14 protein-coding genes and 1 pseudogene are annotated in these 17,599 nt (G+C 60.1%); 9 read left to right on the forward strand and 6 right to left on the reverse strand.

What is annotated here, in order from left to right:
* The first annotated feature begins 16 nt into the window (after positions 1–16).
* Positions 17–937, forward strand: coding sequence for a substrate-binding domain-containing protein (locus CFBP1590_RS11415; RefSeq protein WP_088235035.1), 921 nt, complete (start codon positions 17–19; stop codon positions 935–937).
* A gap of 27 nt (positions 938–964) precedes the next feature.
* Here CFBP1590_RS11415 and CFBP1590_RS11420 read toward each other — a convergent pair whose 3' ends face one another.
* Complete coding sequence (locus tag CFBP1590_RS11420) at positions 965–1,915, reverse strand: DNA/RNA non-specific endonuclease (protein WP_088235036.1); 951 nt, start codon at positions 1,913–1,915, stop codon at positions 965–967.
* 563 nt (positions 1,916–2,478) lie between these two features.
* Here CFBP1590_RS11420 and CFBP1590_RS11425 point away from each other — a divergent pair.
* The 6 genes and pseudogenes from CFBP1590_RS11425 to CFBP1590_RS11445 all read left to right on the forward strand — a co-directional run bounded on the left by CFBP1590_RS11425 (position 2,479) and on the right by CFBP1590_RS11445 (position 9,172).
* Positions 2,479–3,042: a TRAP transporter small permease gene (locus CFBP1590_RS11425; RefSeq protein WP_088235037.1), complete on the forward strand. Its 564-nt coding sequence runs from the start codon at positions 2,479–2,481 to the stop codon at positions 3,040–3,042.
* The gene (locus CFBP1590_RS11430) at positions 3,039–4,319 is read left to right on the forward strand and encodes a TRAP transporter large permease subunit (protein WP_004886515.1); all 1,281 of its coding nucleotides are present in this window, start codon (positions 3,039–3,041) and stop codon (positions 4,317–4,319) included. The genes CFBP1590_RS11425 and CFBP1590_RS11430 overlap by 4 nt, the downstream gene beginning before the upstream one ends.
* Positions 4,320–4,382: 63 nt before the next feature.
* Complete coding sequence (locus CFBP1590_RS11435; RefSeq protein ID WP_088235038.1) at positions 4,383–5,402, forward strand: TRAP transporter substrate-binding protein; 1,020 nt, start codon at positions 4,383–4,385, stop codon at positions 5,400–5,402.
* A gap of 182 nt (positions 5,403–5,584) precedes the next feature.
* Positions 5,585–6,340 (forward strand): annotated as a pseudogene (locus CFBP1590_RS28430) (MCP four helix bundle domain-containing protein); the annotation flags it as partial.
* Between the two features lie 132 nt (positions 6,341–6,472).
* Positions 6,473–7,198 carry a methyl-accepting chemotaxis protein gene (locus CFBP1590_RS28435; protein ID WP_374729061.1) on the forward strand — a complete coding sequence of 242 codons (726 nt, stop codon included), beginning with the start codon at positions 6,473–6,475 and terminating at the stop codon, positions 7,196–7,198.
* 177 nt (positions 7,199–7,375) lie between these two features.
* The gene (locus CFBP1590_RS11445; protein WP_088235040.1) at positions 7,376–9,172 is read left to right on the forward strand and encodes a methyl-accepting chemotaxis protein; all 1,797 of its coding nucleotides are present in this window, start codon (positions 7,376–7,378) and stop codon (positions 9,170–9,172) included.
* 55 nt (positions 9,173–9,227) lie between these two features.
* Here the strand turns inward: CFBP1590_RS11445 and CFBP1590_RS11450 are convergent, their stop codons facing one another.
* Positions 9,228–9,599, reverse strand: a complete 372-nt coding sequence (locus CFBP1590_RS11450) for a PH domain-containing protein (RefSeq protein WP_088235041.1) — start codon at positions 9,597–9,599, stop codon at positions 9,228–9,230.
* A gap of 202 nt (positions 9,600–9,801) precedes the next feature.
* Here CFBP1590_RS11450 and CFBP1590_RS11455 point away from each other — a divergent pair, with 202 nt between their 5' ends.
* Both CFBP1590_RS11455 and surE read left to right on the forward strand, forming a co-directional pair.
* Positions 9,802–10,113, forward strand: coding sequence for a DUF6482 family protein (locus CFBP1590_RS11455; protein ID WP_057411056.1), 312 nt, complete (start codon positions 9,802–9,804; stop codon positions 10,111–10,113).
* Positions 10,114–10,223: 110 nt separating this feature from the next.
* Positions 10,224–10,997, forward strand: a complete 774-nt coding sequence (surE, locus tag CFBP1590_RS11460) for a 5'/3'-nucleotidase SurE (protein WP_088235042.1) — start codon at positions 10,224–10,226, stop codon at positions 10,995–10,997.
* A gap of 9 nt (positions 10,998–11,006) precedes the next feature.
* Here surE and CFBP1590_RS11465 read toward each other — a convergent pair whose 3' ends face one another.
* The 4 genes from CFBP1590_RS11465 to nirB form a co-directional block, all read right to left on the reverse strand.
* Complete coding sequence (locus CFBP1590_RS11465) at positions 11,007–11,405, reverse strand: RidA family protein (RefSeq protein WP_025993494.1); 399 nt, start codon at positions 11,403–11,405, stop codon at positions 11,007–11,009.
* A 63-nt stretch (positions 11,406–11,468) separates the two neighbouring features.
* Positions 11,469–13,445: a DNA topoisomerase III gene (locus CFBP1590_RS11470; RefSeq protein ID WP_088235043.1), complete on the reverse strand. Its 1,977-nt coding sequence runs from the start codon at positions 13,443–13,445 to the stop codon at positions 11,469–11,471.
* A gap of 574 nt (positions 13,446–14,019) precedes the next feature.
* Complete coding sequence (gene nirD, locus CFBP1590_RS11475; protein WP_088235044.1) at positions 14,020–14,403, reverse strand: nitrite reductase small subunit NirD; 384 nt, start codon at positions 14,401–14,403, stop codon at positions 14,020–14,022.
* On the reverse strand, positions 14,403–16,964 hold the full coding sequence (gene nirB / locus CFBP1590_RS11480; protein ID WP_088235045.1) for a nitrite reductase large subunit NirB: 2,562 nt from the start codon (positions 16,962–16,964) through the stop codon (positions 14,403–14,405). Before nirB ends, nirD begins: the two co-directional genes overlap by 1 nt.
* Positions 16,965–17,599: the final 635 nt, after the last annotated feature.

The following is a 17,599-nucleotide window of genomic DNA, read 5'->3' on the forward strand; positions in this document are numbered from 1 at the left end:
GCCCGGGAGTCAGAACATGAAGCAATGGTTAGCGATTTCCCTGGGTGCCAGCCTGCTGGCCGCCAGTCTGGCTCACGCCAGCACGCCTTTGGTCGGCGTCGGCATGGCCAAGTACAACGACAACTTTCAGACCATCCTGCGTCACGGTGTGGAGAAGCAGGTTGCAGTGCTCGACGCCGATATCTTCATGGAGAACGGCCAGGACAATGTGGAGCTGCAGATGCGCCAGTTCCACAACCTGGTGAGCTCCAGAGTCGACGCGATTGTTGTCGCGATGGTCAACGGCAAAAGCGCGCCGGAGATGATGCGTCTGGCCAACGAGGCGAAAATTCCGCTGGTGTTCGTCAACCGCAATCCGGAACCCGCCAAGTGGCCGCCGCAGACGGCATTCGTCGGTTCCGACGAGCTGGAGTCCGGCACCTTGCAGGCGGAAGAGCTGGCGCGGCGTGCCAGCTACAAGGGCAACGTGGTGATTCTGGTGGGCGATCCGAGCAACAAGTCGTCGGTCATGCGCACCGAAGACGTGGAAAAGGTGGTCGCCAAATACCCGAACATGAAAGTCGTGCAGAAGAAAATCGGCAACTGGGAGCGCAGTCAGGCCGCCACGATCGTCATCGACTGGGTCAAGCAAGGCGTGGACTTCTCGATCATCGCTGCCAACAACGATGAAATGGCCATCGGTGCGATCATGGGCCTTGAAAAAGCCGGCAAGAATGCCCGCGACTATCTGGTGGGCGGCATCGACGGCACGCCCGACGGACTGAAACTGATGGCCGAGGGCAAGCTGGCCGTGAGTGTGTTTCAGGACGCGGTCGGTCAGGCCAACGGTGCGGTGGATGCGGCGTTGAGCATGGCGCGCGGCGAAACGCTGGCGTCTCCGGTGATCTGGGTGCCGTTCAAGCTGATCACGCCGGAAAACCGCCAGCAGTTCGAGTAATGCACGGACAGGGCGTTCGGCTGTTAGTTACAGCCGGATGTCCTGCGGTCCGCGAATCTGCGCCTCGATGCGGGTACCGGTCAGGCGCTCTTCGTTGGAAAATCCGTCATAGTCCGCCAGCTTGCCGAAATGGATACCGGTGAGCTGTTCGATCTGCGCCACGCTGCGTTGCCAGGTCTTGAGCTGGCCGAACACGATGCTCAGCTCGCCCAGTTCGCGGCTCTGATCAATCATGTAAGCGCTTGCAGAAGGCTTGCCATCGTCGCCAAGAAACGCAACGACTTTCCAGAACGCCGAAGGGATTTTCACGTTGCGGTAGCTGCGGTCGTCATCGCGCAGAATTGGCCCACTGAACACCGTCACCCGCGATTTCCAGCGGCGAGTGTTATCCAGAATGTAGTCTTCCAGCTCAAGCCAGGTCTTCTGGTTGAACGCGCTCATCTGTGGTGAACAGTTGGTGAAATGGAAGGTGTCCGCATTGGCGGTTTGTGCATCCTTGCCCCAGTTCGGATCCTGTCGCCGCACCAGATGCCCGCGGTCCAGCAGGTTGCTGGCATACAGACTTTCACCAATCTGCGCCTCGGCAGGCAGCCTGCCGTCGAACGACCACGAATCGTTGCTGCGCTTGACCTCCACGCTGCTATCGCCATCGATGTTCACGCCCACGTAGAGCGCCAGACGCCGGCTGCGCGACATGGTGATGGAAAAGTGCATGTAGTCCAGGCGATCCCCGGCGTTCTTCAACGGATAGACATCGGCAGCCAGCTCAGTGTCCGGTGCTGGCCAAGGCACAACGAAGTCGCCGAGGAAATCTTCCGCGTAGCCTTTGCGCGACTTCAGGTCGCTGGCAGGCGTGGTGCGTGGCGCCACCAGCGGCTCGGCTTGCGGTGCCAGCAGCCCGGCAGGTGGGTTGAGTGGGCTGAGGTCGGCGAGGCGAGGGCGATAGGTCAGGTCGGCTTTCAAAGTCTTGTCAGGCACTGCGCTTGCTCCTGCGGTTAGCGTGGATTGCGTCCAGTTCACCATAGACGCATGACAGCGCTGCGTCGAAGACGTGGTGTGGAGCCTCTATATCGCATTCATCCTTGTAAATCCTTATCCGATAATCGCCCAGTATTGTGCGTGCCCAGGCGAGGTAATGATTCCAAAAAAATATTTATTCGGCGCGGATCGTAGCTTTTGGCTGCTGTTAGGCAATGTTGATCAATGAATTCAGGATTCGGTCCACCCTACGACAATCAAAAACCCATTGACGTTATTAACCGGCTGGTACATTTTTAACGCACATCCGCCTGTGCCGTTCCAGGCAGGAACACAATAAGAACAATCGAGGCACACCGTCATGCTCCAGGGATTGATCCTTTCCGTTTCACCTTCGCCGTTCGTCAATGCCCGATATGCAGGCATTGGCTGGATTCGCTCGCAGTAGTTTTTCGATTCGCCCATCCGTTTCAGCGCAGTTGCGCCCCATGACGCCCATCCCGAGATGGCTCTCATGATGTCTGGCCGCTGCGCTGGCTCTTGTGCATCTGCGAGGTCTGCCAATGACGAAAATCGTCGATCTGTATTTCAAGCTGCTCAAACTGTTGATCGTGTTGTGCATGGTGGCCATGGTCGTGCTGGTGTTTGGCAACGTCGTGCTGCGTTATGCGTTCAACTCCGGCATCAGCGTGTCGGAAGAGCTCTCACGCTGGTTCTTTGTGTGGATGATCTTTCTTGGCGCGCTAGTGGCGATGAAAGAGCGGGGACATCTGGGCCTGGACAGCCTGGTCAAACGCTTGCCGCCGATGGGCAGGCGCATCTGCCTGATTACCGGACAACTGCTGATGCTCTACATCTGCTGGCTGATTTCCAGCGGCAGTTGGCAGCAGGCTGTGATCAACCTGCATGTCGTGGCGCCCGCGTCCGGATTTTCGATGGCGGTGTTCTATGCAGCCGGGCTGGTATTCGGCGTCAGCGCTGCGGCGATCCTGCTGTATCAGTTGTATCTGGCGCTGAGCGGCAGGCTGGATGAGGGTGCGCTGGTCATGGTCAGGGAAAACGAAGCCGAAGCCGACACCACCATCAAATCCGATGCGCCTGCTGCTACGCGGAGTGACCGACCATGACCCTGATGATCTTTCTCGGATCGCTGCTAGGCAGCATGGCGCTGGGGATTCCGATTGCGTTCGCGCTGCTGCTGGTCAGTGTCGCGTTGATGCTGCACCTGGACCTGTTCGATGCTCAGATCATCGCCCAGAACCTGCTCAACGGCGCCGACAGCTTTCCGCTGATGGCCGTGCCGTTCTTCATGCTGGCTGGCGAGGTGATGAACGCCGGAGGCTTGTCCAAACGGATCGTCAACATCGCCATGGCGCTGGTCGGGCACAAGCGCGGCGGGCTTGGCTATGTGGCGATCATCGCGTCCTGTCTGCTGGCCTCGTTGTCCGGTTCTGCAGTCGCTGATGCTGCCGCGCTGGCTGCATTGCTGGTGCCGATGATGGTTCATGCCGGGCACAATCGCTCGCATTCGGCGGGCCTGATCGCGGCGGGCGGCATCATTGCGCCGATCATTCCACCAAGCATCGGCTTCATCGTGTTCGGTGTCGCGTCCGGGGTCTCGATCTCGAAACTGTTTCTGGCCGGAATCGTGCCGGGGTTGATGCTGGGTGCCGCACTGGCCATCGCCTGGTGGTTCGTCTCGCGCAGTGAGAACGTCGAACCGCCGCCCAAGCGCAGCGGCAAGGAAATCCTGCGCACGCTGGTGGATGGCTCATGGGCGCTGGGCTTGCCGCTGATCATCGTGTTCGGCCTGAAGTTCGGCATCTTCACGCCGACCGAGGCCGCCGTGGTTGCGGCGGTTTACGCCTTGTTCGTGTCGCTGGTGATCTACCGCGAACTGAAGATCAATCAACTGTACGAACTGGTGCTGTCGTCCGCCAAGACCACCTCGGTGGTGATGTTGCTGGTCGCTGCGGCCATGGTCTCGTCGTGGCTGGTGACGATCGCGGAGCTGCCTGACCAACTGGCGGCGTTGCTTGAGCCGTTCATGGACAACCCGACCCTGCTGCTGATGGTCATCATGCTGCTGGTGATCATGGTTGGCACGGTGATGGACATGACCCCGACCATTCTGATTCTGACGCCGGTTCTCATGCCTGCCGTGACCATGGCGGGTATCGACCCGGTGTATTTCGGTGTGCTGTTTCTGATCAACACCGCCATCGGCCTGATCACGCCACCCGTGGGCACGGTGCTCAACGTGGTGTGCGGCGTCTCGAAGATCAGCATGGACGAGATCATTCGAGGCGTCTGGCCTTTCATGCTGGCGCAGTTTGTCGTGCTGTTGTTGCTGGTGCTGTTCCCGCAACTGGTGCTGGTTCCGCTGAGCTTTTTGACCCGATGACAAAGAGGCAGGAGCCGCTGGCTTTCAATCACTCCATTTCCAATAACAAGACCGGAGAATGACATGCAGAAACTGATGAAGACCCTGTTGGCCGGCGCTTGCGCCACCAGCCTGTTGCTGGCGAGTGTGGCCAGCCATGCGGCAGAGATTCGCGAACGCACCCTGCGTTTTGCGTTTCAGAACGTCAAGGAGCATCCGCAAGGGCAGGGCGCACAGAAATTCGCTGACCTGCTGAGCGAAAGCAGTGGCGGCAAGATCAAGGTGCGGCTGTTTCCCGGCGGCACGCTGGGCGGCGATGTGCAGACCGTGTCAGCCTTGCAGGGCGGCACGCTCGACATTACGGTCCTCAATTCCGGGATTCTCGCCGCTCAGGCGCCTGACTTCGCGATGCTCGATTTCCCGTTTCTGTTCAACGACGTGAAAGAAGCCCATGCGGTCATCGACGGCCCGGTCGGCCAGAAGCTCGCAGCGCAGCTCGACAGCAAGGGGCTGGTCGCCCTGGGCTATTGGGACCTCGGGTTTCGCAACGTGACGAACAGCAAGAACCCGATCACCCGCCTGGAGGACATGCAGGGCCTGAAGATCCGCGTCATTCAGTCGCCCATCTACCTGAAGACCTTCTCGGCCCTTGGCGCCAACCCGGTGCCAATGGCGTTTCCCGAGGTCTACACCGGCCTTGAGCAGCACACCATCGATGGTCAGGAAAATCCGTACACAGTAATCGAAGGCAGCAAGTTCTTCGAAGTGCAGAAATACCTGTCCGCGACCGGGCACATCTTCAACCCGCAGTCGCTGATCATGAGTCAGAAAACCTGGAATCGTCTGAACGACGATGAAAAGGCACTGATTCGCGATGCCGCCGCCAAGGCTCAGGTCTTCCAGCGTGAAGTGACGGCCGCCAGCATGGACAATGCCCGGGCCAATCTGGAGAAGCAGATTGCGGTCAACGACATTTCTCCTGCCGAGAAAGACCGTTTTCGTGAGCGCGTAAAACCTGTCATCGACGAGTTTTCCCAGCAACTGGATGCCGGTCTGGTGAAGATGATGTACGACGAAATCGCCAAGGCACGCGCAACACAGTAAAGCCCTTGTCGCGTCAGAGCCCGTCCGGCGGGCCTGACGCTGCACGCTCGATACATCCAATCCGATTTAAACCGGTAACCCCCCGAAAATAGTCTTAAATATCCGTGAACAGGCGTCGATAAGCTTTGCATAAGAGCAATCCGCAGCTCGCGTTATTTCATTGACCGCAGGGGAGCTTCAGGATGTCGATCAAACTTCGTTTGTTTCTGTTGATAGGCACCGGGGTACTGGCTGTGCTGATCATCAGTCTGGTCAGCTATCTGGGCAATAACCGGATGGAGGCGGCGATGGCCGACAACGAGGTCAGCATGACCGCGCTGAGCAATCATCTGCAGGCCGACATGATGCACGACGCCCTGCGCGCCGATGTGCTCTCGGCGATGCTGGTCGGGCTGGGCAAGAGCGAAACCACCCGTGACGAGGTCCTGGCCTCCCTCAATGAGCACGCCGCGCAGTTCCGCAAAGTGCTGAGTGACAACCTGGCGCTGCCGATCAATGACACCCTCAAGGCCGAACTGAACAAGGTCAAGCCCAGCCTCGACGCCTACATCAGCGCGGGCGAGCGAATTGTCGGCCTCGCGCTGGACAGTCCTGACCGCGCCCAACAGGATCTGGGTACATTCTCTGCCGCCTTCACCCAGCTTGAAGGCCAGATGTCCACGTTGAGCGACCTGATCGAAGACAACTCGAAAGCCAGCGGCGAAATCACCCGCGACGCCATCAGCACCGCCAATACCACGCTTGGCGTGGTTCTGGTCATCAGCCTGTTGCTGCTGGTCGCGCAGGGGCATTGGGTGACCCGCAGCATCATGATTCCCCTGCAGTCGGCCAGTCGCATCGCTGACAGCATCGCGCATGGCGACCTTAGCGAGCCAATTACCGAGCCGACCAGTCGTGATGAGGCCAGCGCGCTGATTCGCAGCCTTGCGGTCATGCAGCGCGATCTGCGCGGCATGATCGAAGTGGTGCGCAGCAACGCCCATGGCGTCAGTGGCATGAGCGGGCAATTGAGCAGCGGCTGTCACGAAGTGGCGGGCAGCAGCCAGCAGCAAAGCTCGGCGGCGGCGACCATGTCGGCGGCCACCAGCGAAATGACCGCCAGCATCGAAGAAATCACGCGTCACGCCGAACAGGCACGGGAAATGGCCAATCAGGCCGAGACGCTGGCCAAGAACGGCGGACGGGTGATCCATCAGGTGGTCAGCGACATGGACGGCATTGCCCGTTCGGCGCAACAGTCGGCGCAGGTGATCCGCACGCTGGACAAGGAATCGGAAGCTATTTTCAACATCATTCAGGTCATCAAGAGCATTGCCGATCAGACCAACCTGCTGGCGCTCAACGCGGCCATCGAGGCGGCGCGTGCCGGTGAACAGGGCCGTGGTTTTGCCGTGGTCGCCGATGAGGTGCGCAGCCTGGCAGGTCGCACTAGCGCATCGACTCAGGAAATCACCGGCATGGTCGCCCGCATTCAACAAAGCACCCGCGAGGCGGTGACCAGCATGGAAGCCGGGGTGGTCCAGGTCGATAAAGGCATGGCGGTGACCGCCGAGGTCCAGCAGGCCATCCGGGATATCCTCGACGCCACGCTGAGCACCACGCACCTTGTCAACGACATCACTCGCACGATTGGCGAACAGAGCCTGGCGAGTAATGAAATCGCCCACCAGGTGGAAATGATCGCCAGCATGTCCGAGGACAACAGTCGGGTCATCGGCCAGACCGCGACCACCACAGATGAGTTGTCCGCCCTGGCAGTGCAGCTCTCGCGTTCGGTGGATCGGTTCCGGCTTTGACGTCTACAGATCCTCATCCGGCCTCATTCCGCTACCCGCTCGCCCACCGCCTGTTCGCAGGCGGTTGTCGCCCGATCAGGTGTTTTTCGAAACTGATCGCTCCGGTTCATTAAAGCTTTTGCACTAACAGACGTTAACCATCGAAACCGATCATCTTCCGCGCCCAGGAGCAGCTGCATGCAAACGTTAAAGGCCTTGTACGAGTCGGTCGAAAAGCAGTTCTTCAACACCCTGACCAAAAAGCTCTCAAGCCTTTTTCTGTTGGTCGTCGTCAGTGCACTGCTGTACTGGGTGGCGCTGTCTGTTCGTGCCGACATCGTGATGTTGCTGCGCAGTGCGCAGCTGGAAACCGGTGTACTGGCGCGTATCGAGGGCAGGCTGGATGCGCTGAGCAACGCGATTCTGATCAGCACCCTGTTCACGCTGGGCATGGTCAGTTTCATGGTCTGGTACCTGCGTCATCTCATCGTGCGGCCTGTGATGTTCATGACCGGTGCGCTGGAAGAAATCGCCAATGGCGAGGGTGATCTGTCCAAGGATCTGCCGCTGCTGACCCATGATGAAATCCGCGTGCTGGCCAGCACCTGCAACCGGTTCCTCGCCAAGCAGCGCGAAGTGATCAGCAGCATTCAGGCGCTGACCGTGCAGATCGCGGTCGAATCCGCGCGTTCGCTCAAGAACATCAGTGATTCCAGCGACAGCGCGACCGATCAGGCACGCTTTGCAAAGGAGGTCATGGACCAGAGCAATATGGCGGTCGGCAGCATTGAGGACGTGTCGCAGCAGACTCAGGGTATTTCCAGCACCACTGCCCAGAACCTGAGCATGGCGCGCGGTTCCTACTCCGAACTGCTCGAAGTGACGGGCAACATCAGCCAGATATCCAGCAGCCTCAATGAATTCGGCGTGTTGGTGTCTGCCCTGAACCAGCGTTCGTCAAGCATCAAGTCCATCGTCGGCCTGATCCAGCAGATTTCTTCGCAGACCAACCTGTTGGCCCTAAACGCTGCCATCGAAGCGGCACGTGCCGGTGAAAGCGGTCGCGGCTTTGCTGTGGTGGCCGACGAGGTGCGCACCCTGGCGCAAAACGTCAGCAAAGCCACCGACGACATTTCACAGAACATCGATGCGATGCTGCTGGAAGTCAGCTCGACCTACGAGCAGACCACCCAGATCAGCCAGAGCGCACGTGAAACGCAATTGGTCGTGGAGCGGGCCTCGGGGCATTTCGAGAGCATGATCGTCGACTTCGAATCCACCAATGGCAAGCTCGCCGACATTGCCTCCCACATCCAGCAGTTCGCCACGACCAATACCGGCATCAACGACCGGGTGACGCGCATCTACGCCGACAGCCAGGCCATCGACCAGCGCATGCAGCATTCGGCGACAGCCACCCGTGACCTGTCCGGTGTTGCCGAGAGGGTGCAGGCGCTGCTGGGACGTTTCGTGCTCGGGCACGGTGAGCTGGACGCTGCAATCACGCGGGCCAGTGAGTGTCGGGATATTCTGCAGGCGCGGCTTGCGGCGCTGCACAAGGGGGGCGTCAATCTGTTCGATCAGAGTTACAAACTGATTCCCGGCACCGACCCCAAGCAATACATGACCAGCTACACCGAGCGTTTCGCGCAGATCTGCCAGGAAGAGTGCGACAAGCTGACCAAGGGCACCCGGGGCGGCAAGGTCACGTTCATTGTCGATAACAAAGGCTATTGCCCGGTCAACAACAGCTGGGTATCGCAGAAACCGACCGGCAATCGCGCCGTCGACCTGCCGGTGTGCCGCAACAAGCGGATGTTCTCTGACCCGGTCGGCCTGCGAGCGGCAGGTAACAAGCAGCGTTTCCTGCTGCAGACCTACCTGCGCGATACCGGTGAAATCATGACCGAGATCGACGTGCCGTTCTTCTTCGAAGGCCGTCATTGGGGCAATCTGCGGATGGGCTTCGACGCGGCGCAGTTGCTGGGCCACTGAGTCGTCGGGTGTGACGCCCGCCCGTCTGCGCACAGACAGGCGGGCGTCCGGTGAGTCAGCCGAGCAGGTGTTGGGCGATGTACCTTGAGATTTCAACCATTGACGTCTTGCCTGTGAATTCGAACTTCACCTTGCCAATCGCCGAGTAATAGATCTCCAGTTCCGAATCCAGGTCGAAGGTCCCCGAGGTTTCCACCGACCAGGCCACGATGTTCTTGTAGGGCAGCGAGGTGAAGTCTTTCTTGCTGCCTGTCAGCCCCTGAACGTTGACCGAGATGATGCGTTTGGTGGTGAACACCACGCCGTCGCGCATGGACTTGTAGGCGTCGATGACTGTTTCGCCGTCCAGCAGCAGGTCCTTCACGCGTTCTGAGTACTCGTCATTCTGCTTGAGCTTGAAAAAGCCTTTGTTGTTGAAATCGATCATTTTCTGTCCTTGAACCATTACTTAAGGAAGCGGAGCGCGTCTGTACCGAGCACTGCGCAAGCAGAGTAGCAGCTGGCCACTTCTTTTAGTCGCTCGTCTGGCGAGGGGCATTGTTCATGTCTGACATGACAGCAAGGGAACGTTAACGTCGATTCAGGCTCAATTTCTGTGACGCTCTGATTCCCGGAACGCCCACGGAGGTGTGATTTTGAACATTCAAAACCTGTCCAGCGATATCAAGGCTGGCAAGATCAGTGAGCTCAATCTGGTGTCGATGGAAGGCGGTTCGTACGTGCTCCATGCGCTTGTGGACGGCAAGTCAGTGCCGGTTCAGGACTCGCACGGCAAGCCTTTGCATCTGGCTTCGGTCGAGGAAGCGCGCAAGGTGCTGTCGTCGGTGCCGGATGTGCAACTTTTTCTGAGCCAGGGCGTGGCGCACGACGAGATGGTCGGCCTGGACGACGTGCAGGTCGAATCTTCCCGGCATGAGATTCCGTTGCGCTCCAGCCTCTGATACATCGCTTTCACCTGTCCGAATGAACGGAACACCGCTCTGCCCACCAGAGCGGTCAGTTGGTACTGCTGATCGACTCAATGGCAGCAGTCCGCTATTCAGGAGCAGTCATGTCTTTCCAGAAACTACCCCGAATCCTGATCACCAACGACGATGGCATCGATGCCCCAGGTCTGCTGGCACTTGAAGAAGTGGCCGGCGAGTTGGCCGACGACGTCTGGATCGTTGCCCCTGATCACGACCAGAGCGGCATATCGCATGCCTTGAGCATTCATCACCCACTGCGCGTGACCAAGCGTGGCGAGCGCAGGTTTTCGGTGTCGGGCACGCCCGCCGACTGTGTCGCCATGGCTTTGCAGCAATTGATGAGTCAACCACCCACCTTGATCCTGTCCGGCATCAATAAAGGCGCGAACCTGGGCGTTGAAACGGTGTTTTCCGGTACGGTCGGTGCGGCCATGGCCGGGCTGTTGCTGGGCGTCCCTTCGATTGCCCTGAGCCAGGCCCTGACGCGCCGTGACTCGGTGCGCTGGGAGACGGCACGGCAACTGGCGCCTGATGTGATTCGCAAGGTCTGGGGACTGGGTTGGGAGCAGGGCGCTTGTCTGAACATCAATTTCCCTGATGTCCCGGCAGCGGAAGCAGGCCCGATGCAGTTCACCACCCAGGGGGCCGGTCGTATCGACTCCCTGGAAGTCACTTCACGCACCGACATGCGTGAGCGGGACTACTTCTGGTTGAGCATTCATCGCCATGATCTGGCAGACGCGCCCGGCAGCGAAACCCATGTGGTCATGAATGGCGGTGTTTCCGTCACGCCGCTGCGTTTCGAGCGCACCGACACGACGATGCTGGACCAGCTAAAGGCGCGTTCCCAGAACTGAAGCGTCCAGTCAGGCTTGACGGATCACAGCCACGCACTTGATCTCCAGCAACAGGCCTGGATGCGCCAGTTCGGCAACGCCGATGCAGGTCCAGGCGCACTGACCGCGTGGAAACAGCCGGTTCTTCACGTCGCGAAAGACCGGCATGTGCTCGCTCATCGACACGTGATACGTCGTCATGTCGACGATGTCCTCGAACGTGCAGCCAGCTTCGGCCAATACCGTGCGCAGGTTCTCCCAGCAGGCAATGAACTGCGCTTCAGGGTTCAGGATCACGTCCATATCCCGTGTGCGTCCGACCTGCCCGGAGCAGTAGAGCGTATGGCCGACCCTGACCGCAGGCGCGTAGCCAGCACGGTCCATGATCAGTTCCATGGTGGGAGGGACAATGATTTCGCGGTCTGACATGTGGCTACACCTGGTTATGCAGTTTTGAATTGATTCCTTGCAGCGAATACCTGCCCGGCGGGCCTAAGCCTTGCTGGCAGGTTTCACGGCGCGGCGCGGTTTTTTCACCGCCGTGCCGGTTGCTTTCTCGGTGCCTGCGACCTTGCGCGGGCTTGCCTTGCGCTTTTTCTTCCAGGGCGGCTTCACACCTGCCGGGCTCGCCGGACCGCTGATGGACATGCGCATGCCGACGCAGCGGCTAACGTGCTTGCTCATCCAGGCGGCCTGCCGGGTAACGAACTCTTCAAGGCTCATTTCGCCGCTCTGCACCATGTCCAGCGCCTGTTCCCAGATGGCAGTGGTGCCTGGGTCGGCGATGGCGCGCGGCACGGCATCGATCAAACTGAAAGCCGCTGGCGTGGCACACAGCGCCTTGCCCTGCTTGGTGAGATAGCCACGATCCAGCAGCCCCTGAATGATGCCCGCGCGCGTCGCCTCGGTGCCGATGCCGGTAGTGTCCTTGAGCTTCTGCTTGAGCAGCGGATCTTCCACCAGTTTTGCGACATTCTTCATCGCCTTGATCAGATCACCTTCGGTGAACGGCTTGGGCGGCTGGGTCCAGAGGTCCTTGAGGATGACATCGGCAACAGCGCAGTCGCAGCCCTGGATCAATCTGGGTAGCGGCTGGGGCGCGGGGGCTTCGCGACCTTTTGCCGGGGCCAGCGCCTCGGGCATGGCACGCTTCCAGCCCGGTTCGACGATCTGTTTGCCGACGGCGCGCAAGGCGTGACCTGCGCAGTCGAAGTCGGCCTGGGTGCGGTCGTACTCATGATTGGGCAGAAACTGCGCCAGATAGCGGGCTCTGATCAGCGTGTAGACCGCTCTCGGTTTGCCGGTCAGGCGCTCGATGCCTCGGGCTGCTGCAGTGGGGATGATGCCGTGGTGCGCGCTGACCTTGGCATCGTTCCATGCTCGAGAGCGGCGTTGTGCATCAAGGTGCGGCATCAACTCGCCCAGCGCCGGATCGGCCTTGCCCAGCGCCGCAATGATGCTCGCGGCTTCGCTGTGCTGGCTGTTGGGCAGGTAGCCGCAATCGCTGCGCGGGTAGGTGATCACCTTGTGGGTTTCGTACAGGGACTGGGCAATGTCGAGTGTTTCCTGAGCGCCGAGGCCGAGCTTCTTCGAGCAGATTTCTTGCAGCGTGCCGAGATCGAAGGGCAGGGGCGCCGCTTCACGAATTCGCTCGGTGCGCAGTTTGACCAGCCGAGCGCTGCCTGCCCTGCGAATGTCTTCTGCTGCCTGCTGCGCCAGCGGCTGATTCAGGCAGCGGTCCTGATCATCACAAACGTCCGACGGCGCTCGCCATTGGGCGATGAACGCCTGTTGGTCATGCAGCAGCTTCACATCGATGGCCCAGTAAGGCACAGGGACAAAATTGGCAATGCTGCGGTCGCGGTCCACGACCAGTCGAAGTGTCGGGGTCTGCACGCGTCCGACCGGCAGCACGCCCTGATAGCCCGATTGTCGGCCCAGCAGGGTGAACAGTCGGCTCATGTTCATGCCGATCAGCCAGTCGGCGCGGGAACGGCCCAGTGCCGAGTGATACAGGCTGAAAGTATCCGCACCGGGCTTGAGCGTGGCCAGCGCCTTGCGGATCGAAGCGTCGTCCAGGGCGGACAGCCACAGGCGCTGGATCGGCCCGCGATAGCGGCAATGTTCGACCAGCTCCCGGGCAATCATTTCACCCTCGCGGTCGGCGTCCGTGGCAATCACCAGCTCTTTTGCCTCTCCCAGCAGACGCTTTACCGCCTTGAACTGGCTGGCGGTTCTGGGCTTGACCAGCATCTTCCATTGCTGCGGAACGATGGGCAGGTCTTCCAGCACCCAGCGCTTGTAACGGGCGTCGTAGGCATCCGGCGGTGCGGTTTCCAGCAAATGGCCGATGCACCAGGTCACGGTGGCATTGGCACCCACCCAGCAGCCGTCCCCACGCCGCGTTGCGCCGAGCACAGCCGCGATGTCTTTGGCCTGAGAGGGTTTTTCGCAAAGGAACAGCCGCATGACTACCGTCTTCGATTACCGGTGGTGAAGGCTGCAAGGATGAACTTTGAAGCGGCGATGGGCAAGTTTTATCTGTATGGATATACAGATAAATGCTCTGGAGGCCATATTTGACTGATCAAAACCCGTGGGAAATCAAAAGGTGACTGGAGCCATGCGCTCGGCTCACTGAATCCCCAATCTGTGCCATGTGTGACCCGGAGCGTCACGGGAGGCATGCCCACGCGGCGATGGGCATGATCAGTGTCCGGATGATCAACGATCGTTCCCATGCTCTGCGCTCATCGTTATACACAAGTCGCTACGCGCATCTGGAGCGAGCACTATTTCGGTCGTAGGAGCGGACCGGGCGGCGTTCCGTTTGTCCGCGAAAGCTGGCACATCCGACAAAGATCCAGCGTCTGAATCGCAGTATTCGCGGACAAGTCCGCTCCCACTTTCGGGCACCGCGTTCCTTCAGGTCGATTTGTGTATAACGATGAGTGCTCCGCGTGGGAATGCCGCTCAGGACGCTCCGCGTCCCGGCGACGCATCTGGAGTAACGCGCGATCATGCCGGCCAAACATCCCTGCCGCTAAACCGCAATCTCCACCTGATCACCGTTCAACCGCACCGGCCAGACCTCCAGTCGCTGTTCCGGATATTCCAGACAGGAGCCGTCATGCAGGCGGAAGTGTTGTTTGTACAGTGGCGAGGCGATGACCAGGTCTCCGGCGATCTGGCCAATCAGCCCGCGTCCGATCACGTTGGCTCCGGACTTGGGGTCGCGGTTGTCGATGGCGTAAAGCTTCTCGCCTTCTGCCGTATCAGGCACATAAAACAACGCAACCTGCGTACCGTCGAGCCATGCCACCACGCCTGAGTTGGCGACCAGATCCTGGCGTCCGCACAGGGCATGCCAGTGCAGATGCAGTGCGGACTGAGTGTTTTCTGCAAAAGCCGTATCGGATGAGTTCATCAGACCACCTCCTTGAACGATGGGATCAGCTTGAGTTCTTCAGGTCTTGCCGGACGACGCTGGGCGCGCTCCTTGACGAAATGCACGTCCGGGTCGCCACGGCCGTCGTTGACGAAGGTGCGGAAGCGTTTGAGCTTTTCCGGATCCTTCAGTGCGTTGGCCCACTCGCATTCATAGCGATGGACCACCAGTTGCATCTGCGATTCGAGTTCCGCCGCAAGCCCCAGACTGTCGTCGAGGATCACGGCCTTCAGGTAATCCAGCCCGCCTTCCAGCGACTCGCGCCATACGGACGTGCGCTGCAGCTTGTCCGCAGTGCGGATGTAGAGCATCAGGAATCGGTCGATGTAGCGGATCAGGGTTTCGTCATCCAGGTCGGTCGCGAACAGCTCGGCGTGACGCGGACGCATACCGCCGTTGCCGCAGAGGTACAGGTTCCAGCCGTTCTCGGTGGCAATCACACCCACGTCCTTGCTCTGCGCTTCAGCGCATTCACGGGTGCAGCCTGACACCGCGAACTTGAGTTTGTGCGGCGAGCGCAGGCCCTTGTAGCGGTCCTCGATGCGCAGCGCCATGGCGACGCTGTCCTGAACGCCGTAGCGGCACCAGGTACTGCCGACACAGGACTTCACGGTCCGGGTCGATTTGCCGTAGGCGTGACCGGTTTCGAATCCGGCTTCGATCAGTTCGCTCCAGATGTCCGGCAACTCGTGCAGTTGCGCGCCGAACAGGTCGATACGCTGACCGCCGGTAATCTTGGTGTAAAGATCATACTTCTTGGCCACCGCACCGATGGCGATCAGGCCGTCGGGCGTGATTTCACCGCCTGGAATGCGCGGCACCACCGAGTAGGTGCCGTTCTTCTGCATGTTGGCCATGAAGGTGTCGTTGGTGTCCTGCAGTGGCACCAGCGAAGGCTCGGTGATTGGCCGGTTCCAGCACGAAGCCAGGATCGAGCCGACCGCAGGCTTGCAGATGTCGCAGCCGTGAGCACCCTTGCCGTGCCGGGCAAACAGTTCCTCGAAGGTTTCGATCCCTTCGACGCGGACCATCGAATACAGCTCCTGACGGGTGTAGGCGAAGTGTTCGCACAGGCTCTTGTCCACCGCCACGCCGCGGGCGATCAGTTCATGTTCGAAAACCTGCTTGAGCAGCGCGGTACAGCCGCCACAGCCAGTCGCCGCCTTGGTGCAGGCCTTGATTCCTGCAAGGTCGGTGCAGCCATTGTCGATGGCCGAGCAGATTGAGCCCTTGCTGACGTTGTGGCATGAGCAGATCGTCGCGGTGGCGGGCAGCGCGTCGGCACCCAGTGTCGGCGCGCCTTCGCTGTGCGGCAGGATCAGGCTCGACGGATCGGCAGGCAGGGTGATGCCGTTCTGCGCGTATTGCAGCAGCGTGTCGTAGTAGCTGTTGTCGCCGACCAGCACGGCACCCAACACCTGTTTGCCGTCAGCCGACACCACCAGTCGGCGATAGCTGGCGGTGGCTTCGTCGATGAAGCGATAGCTGACCGCCCCGGCCAGCGCGCCGTGGGCATCGCCAATGGAGCCGACGTCCACGCCCAGCAACTTGAGCTTGGTGGACATGTCCGCACCGAAGAAGGGGTCGGTGTCCTTGTCGCACAATTGCGCCGCTACGCCACGGGCCATCTGATAGCCCGGCGCAACCAGGCCGAACACGCTACCGTTCCAGGCCGCGCATTCGCCGATGGCATAAATGTCTTCATCGCTGGTGCGGCAGTGTTCGTCAATCACGATACCGCCACGAGGGCCGAGTTCGAGCTCGCACTGGCGGGCAAGGGCATCCTGCGGACGAATACCGGCGGAGAACACGATCAGGTCGGTTTCGAGGAATTCGTCGTTGGCGAAGTTCATGCGATAGCGGTACTGCTTGCCGTCAGTGATCGACTGAGTGGCGCGTGAAAGGTGCACGCCCACGCCGAGCGCTTCGATGCGAGCCTTCAAGGCAGCGCCGCCCAGTTCGTCGAGTTGGACCGGCATCAGGCGCGGCGCGAACTCCACGACGTGGGCCTCAAGACCCAGAGATTTCAGGGCGTTGGCCGCTTCCAGTCCCAGCAGGCCGCCACCGACCACTACGCCGCGACGGGCTTTCGAGGCGGCGTAACGAATGCTGTCCAGGTCTTCGAGCGTGCGATAGACCAGTTTTGAATTGCCCTGCGCGCCTTCGATGGGCGGCACGAACGGGTACGAGCCCGTGGCCAGAATCAGCTTGTCATAACTGAAGCAGCCTTCAGCGGTGATGATCTCGTGTCGATCACGGTCGATCTCCAGCACCGGCACGCCCAGGTGCAGGGTCAGACCCGCCTGTTCGTAAAGCGCCATTTCGCTCATGGCCAGCGACTCGGCGTCGCGCCCGGTGAAGTACTCGGACAGGTGAACGCGGTCATAGGCACGCTGGGCCTCTTCGCCGAACACATGAATGCGATAACGCTCAAGCGCGCCGCCTGCGATCAACTGCTCGACGCAATGATGACCGACCATGCCATTGCCGACGACGATCAGGGTTTTTACATCGTTGTGGGGGAAGACTGTGGTGTTCATGGCTAATCCCGGCCGAGGCCAATCAGGTTTTTTGAAGCAAAAAAAAGCGCCCGGAACCTTTCGGTTCCAGGCGCCTTTGCCTGTTCTCTTATGCTGTAAAGGGTGCGGATCGAGCCTCGTTGCCGGATGCACCTGATGGCCCTGAGGTCTCCATGAGACTGGCGATCTGCGTCGATCAACCGGGGCGGCCCGACCCTATTGAAGGTGGGGTTGTCTGGAATAATGCAGGGGTTGTGCCAGCTTGGTGTCGATCATTGATGAGTGACCGCACGCCTCGTGTTTCCGGGCGTCTTAAGCGACATCAGTGTCCTGGAGCAGGTATCGGGATGGCCGGGCAGGCTGCATTGCAATGGTGCGCAACGGACGAGTTGCGCTGTAAAGGTGTGCATGAAAGAGGATGGGTGGCAGATGTGGAGCGTCACTGGATGCGTGCCTATGCTCCGCGCTCATTGTTATACAAAAATCCGCCTCACCACTGATCGTGCCCATCGCTCTGCGTGGGCACGCCTCCCGTGACGCTCCGCGTCACAAATGGCACAGATTGCGGACTCAGTGAGCCGGGCGCATGACGTGGATAACGCTGGAGCTTGGGCATACATCTGCACCGCATTCAAGAGCGGACGCGGAGCGTCCTG

It is taken from the genome of Pseudomonas viridiflava (assembly GCF_900184295.1).
Lineage (GTDB): Bacteria > Pseudomonadota > Gammaproteobacteria > Pseudomonadales > Pseudomonadaceae > Aquipseudomonas > Aquipseudomonas viridiflava.